Origin of the sequence: Streptomyces antimicrobicus (assembly GCF_020532625.1) — a bacterium.
In the GTDB taxonomy this organism is placed as follows: domain Bacteria; phylum Actinomycetota; class Actinomycetes; order Streptomycetales; family Streptomycetaceae; genus Streptomyces; species Streptomyces antimicrobicus.
In genome coordinates, this window is record NZ_JAJAUY010000196.1 from 1 (window position 1) to 8,994 (window position 8,994).

At 73.9% G+C, this 8,994-nt stretch carries 6 protein-coding genes; 3 read left to right on the plus strand and 3 right to left on the minus strand.

All coding sequences use genetic code 11. From position 1 onward, the window contains the following. Positions 1 to 62: 62 nt before the first annotated feature. Complete coding sequence (locus LG632_RS28455) at positions 63 to 602, minus strand: MarR family winged helix-turn-helix transcriptional regulator (protein WP_226730592.1); 540 nt, start codon at positions 600 to 602, stop codon at positions 63 to 65. Between the two features lie 117 nt (positions 603 to 719). Between LG632_RS28455 and LG632_RS28460 the strand changes: the two genes are divergently transcribed. Continuing rightward, complete coding sequence (locus LG632_RS28460) at positions 720 to 1,997, plus strand: MFS transporter (protein WP_226730598.1); 1,278 nt, start codon at positions 720 to 722, stop codon at positions 1,995 to 1,997. A gap of 153 nt (positions 1,998 to 2,150) precedes the next feature. On the opposite strand, the gene LG632_RS28465 is transcribed toward LG632_RS28460, so the two are convergent. Continuing rightward, the gene (locus LG632_RS28465) at positions 2,151 to 3,926 is read right to left on the minus strand and encodes an ATP-binding SpoIIE family protein phosphatase (RefSeq protein WP_226730600.1); all 1,776 of its coding nucleotides are present in this window, start codon (positions 3,924 to 3,926) and stop codon (positions 2,151 to 2,153) included. Between the two features lie 144 nt (positions 3,927 to 4,070). Then, positions 4,071 to 5,486: an NAD(P)/FAD-dependent oxidoreductase gene (locus tag LG632_RS28470; protein WP_226730594.1), complete on the minus strand. Its 1,416-nt coding sequence runs from the start codon at positions 5,484 to 5,486 to the stop codon at positions 4,071 to 4,073. A 337-nt stretch (positions 5,487 to 5,823) separates the two neighbouring features. Between LG632_RS28470 and LG632_RS28475 the strand changes: the two genes are divergently transcribed. Then, complete coding sequence (locus LG632_RS28475; protein WP_226730595.1) at positions 5,824 to 6,603, plus strand: TetR/AcrR family transcriptional regulator; 780 nt, start codon at positions 5,824 to 5,826, stop codon at positions 6,601 to 6,603. Between the two features lie 1,442 nt (positions 6,604 to 8,045). Further along, the coding region (locus LG632_RS28480; protein ID WP_226730596.1) for a sigma-70 family RNA polymerase sigma factor at positions 8,046 to 8,994 on the plus strand (949 nt) is incomplete at its 3' end.

The following is an 8,994-nucleotide window of genomic DNA, read 5'->3' on the forward strand; positions in this document are numbered from 1 at the left end:
TGACAACTCGGAGAACTTTACGGATGCCCGGGGCGTGTGTCAACCCCGGGTCTTCCGCCCGGTCAGGCCCGGGTCTGGAGGCGTTCCACCCGGTCCAGCAGGCGGGTCAGCAGGTCGCCCAGGACACCGCGCTCCTCGCCGGAGAGGTCCTGGAGGAGGTCCTCCTCGAAGACCGAGGCCGCCCGCATCGCGTCGAGCCACTTGCTGCGACCCTCGGCCGTGAGCTCCACGATCACCCGGACCCGGTTGGACTCGTCCCGCTCCCGCGTGACCAGCCCCTCCGCCGTCATGCGGTCGATCCGGTGGGTCATGGCCGCCGGGGTGAGGCCGAGCTGCTTGGCGAGCTCGCTCGGGCCGAGCCGGTACGGGGCGCCCGCGAGGACGAGGGCCTTGAGGACCTCCCACTCGGCGTTGCTGATGCCCAGCGCCGCGGTCTGGCGTCCGTAGGCGACGTTCATCCGGCGGCTGAGCCGGCTCATCGCGGACACGACCTTCTCGACCTGCGGGTCGAGGTCCTGGAACTCGCGCTGGTAGAGGGCGATCTGCTCGTCGAGGCTCGGCTCGCCCACGGGGGCCGCTGTGTGGTCGGGGGTGTCACCCATGGAGCGAAGTATGGCACGAGCTCGTTTGCACTTAACTCCTTCACTATGTACTTTTAACGCTTGAAGTTTAGGTATGAAGTCTTGAGCTCTAAGGGCAGGTGAGAGGTGACCAAGGTGATGGGCGCCGCGATGCGGCGGATCCAGGCGGGCAACGCGCTCAGCGCGTTCGGCATCGGCTTCACGGTTCCGTTCCTCTATCTCTACGTGGCGCAGGTGCGGGGTCTGGGCTCCATGGCGGCGACCAGTGCGTTCGTCGCCTTCGCCCTCGGGGCCCTGCTCGCGCTCCCCTTCACCGGCCGGGTCATCGACCGTCGCGGCCCCGTCCCCGTGGTGGTCGGCGCGTCGGTCGCCGCCTCCGCCGGCGCGCTGGCGCTCGGGCTGTCGACGGGCGTCGCCCCGATCCTGCTGTCCGCCCTGGCGCTGGGCGCCGGTCAGGCGGTCATGCAGCCGGCGCTCGCCACGATGATCGTGTCGTGCTCGACGCCGACCTCGCGGACCCGCGCGTTCGCCCTCCAGTTCTTCATGCAGAACCTGGGTCTGGGCATCGGTGGCCTGCTCGGCGGCCAGATCGTCGACGAGAGCCGCCCGGCGAGCTTCACGCTGCTGTTCACCGTCGAGGCCGTGATGTTCCTGGTGCTCGCCGGGATCATCCTCAGCGTGAAGCTGCCGCACGCCCCGGTCATCAGCGAGGCGCTGCGCAAGGACGCGGCCCCGCGCGGCGGCGGCTGGGCGCGGCTGGTCCGGCACAAGGCGATGGTGCAGTTCTGCGTACTGGGCTTCGTCCTGTTCTTCGCCTGCTACGGGCAGTTCGAGTCGGGTCTGGCGGCGTTCGGCACCGAGGCGGCGGGGATCACCCCGGCCACGCTCGGCTTTGCGCTGGCCGCCAACACCGGTGCGATCGTGGTCGCCCAGTTCGCCGTGCTGAAGCTCGTCGAGAAGCGGCGCCGGTCCCGGGTCATCGCCCTGGTCGGTGTGATCTGGACGGTCGCCTGGGTCGTCGCCGGGTTCTCCGGCCTCGGCCACGGCGGCACCGCGGTGGCCGCCACCGCGTTCGTGACGACGTACGCCCTGTTCGGCATCGGTGAGGCCATGCTGTCGCCGACGCTGGCGCCGCTGGTGGCCGACCTGGCGCCGGAGGGCTCGGTCGGGCAGTACAACTCGGCCTTCGCCCTGGTCAAGCAGATGGCCCTGGCGCTCGGTCCGCTGGGCGTGCCGGTGGGCGCCGGGCTGCCGATGCTCTACGTCGCCACGTTCGCCCTGGTCTCGCTGGGCATCGTCGGGCTGGCGCTGCGGCTGGGCCGGCAGCTGACCCCGGCGCAGGACAACCCGTCGCTGCTGCGGAGCGCACCGGTGGCGTCGGGGCAGCCCCGGACGGTGGAGCCGGTGGCCGCCTGAGGCGCCCGGCTCCGCCGGTGACCGCCCGCCGGCACCCGTGGCCGACGACGAAAGAAGGGCCCGTCCCCCTTGGGGACGGGCCCTTGCCGTCGTGCACCGCCTCCCCGCCCCGGCCGGGAGGGCGCCGCCTCACTTGTCCGGGAAGGCGCCGCCTCACTTGTCCGGGAGGGCGAACTCGCACCAGACCGCCTTGCCGCCGCCCGGGGTGCGCCGGGAACCCCAGGACGAGGCGATCGTCGCGATGATCGAGATGCCCCGGCCGGTCTCGTCGGCCGGCTCGGCGCGGCGGCGGCGCGGCAGGTGGTCGTCCCCGTCGGTGACCTCGACGATCAGCCGGCGGTCGGTGCGGCGCAGCCGCAGCCGCATGGGCGGGGTGCCGTGCTGGAGGGAGTTGGCCACCAGCTCGCTGGCGGCGAGCACGCCGAGGTCGCACAGCTCGACCGGGAAGCGCCAGGAGGTCAGGACGCCCTGGGCGAAGGCGCGGGCGCGCGGTGCCGCCTCGACGCCGCCGAGGAGCTCCAGGGCGGCGTTGTGGAAGAGCTCGGCGTCCGCTCCGGTGCGGGTGGGGTGCTGGAGGACGAGGACGGCCACGTCGTCGTCGTGGTCGGCGTCGACACCGAGGGCGCGCATCAGGCGGTCGCAGATGACCTGCGGCGTGCCCTGGGCGCCGGACAGGGCACGTTCGAGGGCGGCGACGCCTTCGTCGATGTCCTCGCCGCGGCGTTCGACGAGGCCGTCGGTGTAGAGGACGGCGGTGGCGCCGGGGCCGAGGGCGATGGTGCCGGAGGAGTGCAGCCAGCCGCCGGTGCCCAGCGGGGGGCCGGTGGGGTCGGCGGCACGGCGGACGGTGCCGTCGGCGTCGCGCACCAGGATCGGCAGGTGGCCGGCCGAAGCGTAGGCGAGCAGGCCCTCGTTGGGGTCGTGGACGGCGTACACGCAGGTGGCGATCTGGCTGGCGTCGATCTCGGCGGCCAGGCCGTCGAGGAGCTGGAGCACCTCGTGCGGGGGCAGGTCGAGGCGGGCGTACGCGCGGACGGCGGTGCGCAGCTGGCCCATCACGGCGGCGGCGCGCACGCCGCGCCCCATGACGTCGCCGATGACCAGGGCGGTGCGGCCGGCGCCGAGGGTGATGACGTCGTACCAGTCACCGCCGACGGCGGCCTCGGTGCCGCCGGGTTGGTAGGTGGCGGCGATGCGCAGGTCGTCGGGCTGTTCCAGCTCCTGCGGGAGCAGGGAGCGCTGGAGGGTGACGGCTGCCTCGCGCTGGCGGCGTTCGCTGGCGCGCAGCCGTTCGACGGCTTCGGCGTGGTCGGTGACGTCGGCCAGGTGGACGAGGACGCCTTCGCCGACGCCCGCTCCGACGCCTGCTCCGACGCCGGCTCCGTCGACCGCGCCGTCGTCCCCGCCGTCGCCCCTGCTGCCGCCCGCGCCGCCGGGGACGGGGACGGCGATGGGCGTGCAGGTGACGGTGTACGTCTTGCCGCCGCCGGGCGCGGTTCGGTTCTTCGCGGTGCGCGGCTTGCCGCTGCGCAGGACCTGGTCGAGGAGGGGGAGCAGGCCGAGTTCGCCGAGCTCGGGGAGGGCCTCGTGGGCGGGGGAGCCGGTGGGGCGGGGACCGAAGCCGGCGGTGTAGGCGTCGTTGAGGTACGCGACGCGGTGCTCGGGGCCGTGGAGGAGCGCGACCAGGGCCGGGAGGCGGCCGAGCACCTCGCGGACGGAGAGCTCGTCGAGGGCGGGCGCGGCGTCGCCGAGGCCGGCTCCGGTGCCCGTGCCGGAGACGGTGGGGTCCGCGGGGCGGCCGTCCGGGGCGGAGGCCCGGGCGGCGGGGACGGAGCCCTCGCCCCGCTTGGCCCGGGCGGCGTGCTCGGTCCGGGCGGCGGCGCGGCGCTGCGTTCCGGGGAACCGGGCGCTCCAGCGCGTGAAGTTCACTGCGTTCAAGCCTCGTGGGTGTCGCTCGTGGTCGCTCGTGTCTGGGGCGGTTCCCCAAGGGTCGGTCGCTGGACGGTGTCACTCTGCGCAGGTGTGAGCCCACCTATGGTCACACGTCCAGTGTGGCCGACCGCACTGACAACGTCACTCTTCCCCGGACGTAGGGGGCTCGTGGGCGGGCGGCCGGTGCGGGTGCTTGCGCAGTCCGGCGGCGAGTTCGAACTCTGCCCTGGGGTGTTCGAGCGAACCCAGGGAGACGATCTCGCGGGTGAAGAGGCCGGAGAGGGTCCATTCGGCCAGGACGCGCATCTTGCGGTTGAAGGTGGGGACGCGGCTGAGGTGGTAGATGCGGTGCATCAGCCAGGCCGGATAGCGCTTGAGCTTGCGTCCGTAGACGTGGCCGACGCCCTTGTGCAGGCCGAGCGAGGCGACGGAGCCGACGTACTTGTGGGAGTAGTCCTTCAACTGCTGCCCGCGCAGGGAGGCGACGAGGTTGTCGGCCAGCAGCCTGGCCTGGCGCACGGCGTGCTGGGCGTTGGGGGCGCATTCCGTGCCGGGCGCCTCGGCGGTGATGTCGGGCACGGCGGCGGCGTCGCCGGCGGCCCAGGCGTGCTCGGCGCCGTCGACGGTGAGCCGGGCGGTGCAGCGCAGCCGGCCGCGGTCGGTGCGCGGGAGGTCGGTGGCGGCGAGGAGCGGGTGCGGCTTGACGCCGGCGGTCCACACGACGGTCCGGGTGGGGAAGCGGGAGCCGTCGCTGAGGACGGCGACGCGGCCGGCGCAGGATTCGAGCCGGGTCTCCAGGCGTACGTCGATGCCCCGGCGGCGCAGTTCCCGGACGGTGTAGCGGCCCATCTCGGGGCCGACCTCGGGAAGGATCCGGTCGGTCGCCTCGACCAGGACCCATTTCATGTCCTCGGCCTTGATGTTGTGGTAGTAGCGCGCCGCGTAGCGGGCCATGTCCTCCAGTTCGCCGAGGGCTTCCACACCGGCGTAGCCGCCGCCGACGAAGACGAAGGTGAGGGCGGCGTCGCGGATGGCGGGGTCGCGGGTGGAGGAGGCGATGTCCATCTGCTCGATGACGTGGTTGCGCAGCCCGATGGCCTCTTCGACGGTCTTGAAGCCGATGGCGTAGTCGGCGAGGCCGGGGACGGGGAGGGTGCGGGAGATCGAGCCGGGGGCGAGGACGAGTTCGTCGTACTCCAGCTGGACCGGGCCGGCGCCCTCCTCCTCGGTGGCGAGGGTCTCGACGGTGGCGGTCCGCTTGGCGTGGTCGATGCGGGTGGCCTCGCCGATGAGGATGCGGCACTTGTGCAGGACCCGGCGCAGCGGGACCACGACGTGGCGCGGCGAGATGGATCCGGCGGCCGCCTCGGGGAGGAAGGGCTGGTACGTCATGTACGGCTCGGGAGTGACCACCGTGACCTCGGCCTCGTCGGCTCTCAGCTTCTGCTGGAGCCGCAGCGCCGTGTACATGCCTACGTAGCCGCCGCCGACGACGAGGATGCGCGTCCGGGGCGGGGTGCCGGGGGTCTCGCCCCGGGAGGATGCAGCCTTCACCATCCCATGACGCACCGTGGCCGGGACTTTGTCCACAGGCCCGACGAATCGTGTGACCGGAGTCGGTGCCGGGACGGGGTGGTCGGGAGGGGGTCAGGAGGGGAAAGGTGCGCAGGTCACAGCGGGTGGAGGCAGTCGTTCGGGGGGTTCCGGCGGGAAAAGTGGCGGGTAATGCTCCGATCGGGCGGTGCTCCGTCCGGGGCTCCCTCTTCTGAATTGACCCTGGCTCAACTATGTTCGTATCTCGTCGAGAGTAGGACCAGGCCGCTGACCGTGGCCGCCTCGACACGAAGGCGGGGACTGTCTCCGGGGGGAGACAAAAGATTACCGGGGGAAACATATGCACATTTCCGATTTCCATGGTTCTGCGACCGCGCTCTCGACCGAGAGCAGCGGCCGTGTGATCTCGGGTCCGACCGCGCACGGCGTGGGTCGTTCCACGCCGCTGCGGGTCGACGCGCAGCGCAATCTCGAGCACGTGCTGAGGGCCGCTCGCGAGGTCTTCGGCGAGCTGGGCTACGGGGCGCCGATGGAGGACGTGGCGCGTCGCGCGCGCGTCGGCGTCGGCACGGTGTACCGCCGCTTCCCGAGCAAGGACGTACTGGTCCGGCGCATAGCCGAGGAGGAGACCTCCCGGCTGACCGAGCAGGCCCGGGCCGCGCTGGGGCAGGAGGAGGAGCCGTGGCAGGCGCTCTCCCGCTTCCTGCGGACCTCGGTCGCCTCGGGCGCCGGCCGGCTGCTGCCGCCGCAGGTGCTGCGGGTCGGCACGGCCGCGGAGGACGGGGACGAGGGCGCCGGGGCCGCGGAGGCGGCCCGGGTGCCGCAGCAGCGGCAGGCGGCCGGTGCCGTCGTCGGCCAGCCGGAGCTGCGGGTCGTGGGCTCGCGGACACCGGCCGAGGACGAGCCCGCGGAGGACGCGGGCGCGGGTGCGCTGCTGGAGGTCGTCGGCAAGCTGGTGGACCGGGCCCGCGAGGCGGGCGAACTGCGCGCGGACGTCACCGTGGCCGACGTCCTCCTGGTCATCGCCACGGCCGCCCCGGCCCTGCCGGACGCGGCCCAGCAGGCGGCGGCGTCGGCACGACTGCTGGAGATCCTGCTGGAGGGGCTGCGGTCGCGGTAGGGGGTGGTTGGGGTTGCCTGGGGTGGCTGGGGCGGCTGGGGTTGCCCGGGTGGCTGAGGTTGCCCAGGGTGGCCGAGGTTGCCCAGGGTGGCCGAGGTTGCCCAGGGTGGCCGAGGGTGGCCGAGGTTGCCCAGGGTGGCCGAGGGTGGCCGAGGTTGCCCAGGGTGGCCGAGGTTGCCCAGGGTGGCCGAGGTTGCCCAGGGTGGCCGAGGTTGCCCAGGGTGGCCGAGGTTCCCCAGGGCGGCTGAAGTTGGCCGAGGTGGCTGAGGTTGCCCGGGTGGCTCGGGTTGGCCGGGGCCGCTGAGGTCGCCGGGGGCGGCTGGGGTTGCCCGGGTGGCTGGGGTTGCCTGAGGCCGCCGTGGGGCCGCCGGGGCGGCTGCGGGTGGCTGCCGTGGGCGGGCTGGGTCGTCAGGGTGGCTGGGCTGCCGGGGCGGCGCGGCGCGACGGTGGTCGCGCGCGGGTTGCGTCGTCCTACAGCCGGAGCCAAGCCGCTGCTGTGGGCGACCGGCTTTCGCGGCGCGGCGGTGACTGGCTGCGGGTCACTGCGCGGCGGTGACTGGCTGTGGGTCGCTGCGCGGCGGTGACTGGACGCTGGTGGCTGCCGTAGAGCGGCCACCGGGTACGGCACCGTGGTGCCGACCGCAGGTCGCGTCGCCGTGTACCCGGAGCCAAGCCGCCGCCGTAGACGACCGCAGGCCGCGACGCAGCGGTGGCCGGCCAAAGGTCGCCACGCGGCGGAGACCGGATACCGGTCGCTGCCGCAGGCGACCACTCGGTGAGGCGCCGCGGGTGGCCCACCCCACGTGGCGTCGCCGCGCGCCCGGACCCAAGTCGCCCGTGGACGACTACACGTCACGACGCGACGGAGGTCGGGCGCGGGTCCGACGCGCGGCGGTGACTGGACGCGGGTGGCTGCCGTAGTGCGGCCACCGGGTGCGGAACCGCGGTGGCACCGCCGTTGCGGCATCGCCGAGGCCGACCGCACGTGGCGTCGCCGCGCGCCCGGACCCGAGTCCCGCCGTGGACGCCCACGCGTCGCGACGCGACGAGGGTCGGGCGCGGGTCGCTACGCGGCGGTGACTGGACGCTTGGTCGCGGCCGTAGGCGGCCGGGGTGCCGCTCCGCGGTGGCCGACCGCAGGTCGCGTTGCCGCTTTGGCTGCCGGTCGCAGGTCGTGTCGCCCGTCGGTCAGCCTGACGGGGGAGGCGGGGGTCGGAGCGCCGGGGGGTCTCCCCTGTGCTGCGGTGTCCGCCGCCCCGCGCCGAGCGGGGTGGCGGCCCGGTCTCGAACGGCTGCTCGCTCGAACGGGTGAGGATCGGTACGGGGTTTCGCCGAATTGTGCCCGGATGAGTGGATGGCGGGAAGAGAGGTCCGGCGCACGTCCGCCGTGTGACACGCTGGTCCGGTGTACCGGTTGAGTGTGTCGTGCGGGGGCGTCCACGATGAGCGTTGACGGTCGGGACGAACCCCTCGGAGGCGGCGAGGTCGAGGCGGGCAGCCTGCCCGCCCGCCAGGTACCGGCCCAGCGCGACGCAGGCAGCGGCGCGACCACCGCCGAACTGCCGCCGTCGGACGGCGACCTCATCGCCCGCATGCGGGGCGGTGACGACCGCGCGTACGAGGAGCTGTTCCGTCGGCACGCGGATGCCGTACGCCGCTACGCCCGCACGTGCTGCCGGGACGCGCACACGGCCGAGGACCTCACGGCCGAGGTGTTCGCCCGGACCCTGCAGGCCGTGCGCGGCGGCGCAGGGCCGGACCAGGCGGTGCGCGCGTACCTGCTCACCACCGTGCGCCGCGTGGCCGCCGCCTGGACCCGGACCGCCCGGCGGGAGCAGCTCGTCGAGGACTTCGCGGTGTTCGCCGAGCAGGCGGCGGCGGGCACCGAGGGCGGGTCGCGGCTGTCCGACGACACGCTGGAACTGGGCGCGGACGTCCGCGCCATGCGGGAGGCCGAGCAGTCGCTCGCCATGCAGGCGTTCCGCAGCCTGCCGGAGCGGTGGCAGGCCGTGCTGTGGCACACCACGGTCGAGGAGGCCTCGCCGAGCGCGATCGCGCCGCTGTTCGGGTTGAGCCCCAACGCCACCGCGGTGCTGGCCAGCCGCGCCCGCGAGGGGCTCAAGCAGGCCTACCTCCAGGCACATGTGAGCTCCGCGCTGAGCCAGGGCGGGGACTGCGCCCGGTACGCCGACCGGCTGGGCGCGTACGCGCGGGGCGGGTTGCGGATGCGGGCGGAGCGGGGGCTGCGCAAGCACTTGGAGGAGTGCGCCAAGTGCCGGCTGGCCGCCGGTGAGCTCAAGGACGTCAACGCGGGCATCCCGGCACTGCTGCCGGTGGCGGTCATCGGCTGGTTCGCCGCCGGGTACGCGGCCAAGGCCGCGGCGGGCGTGG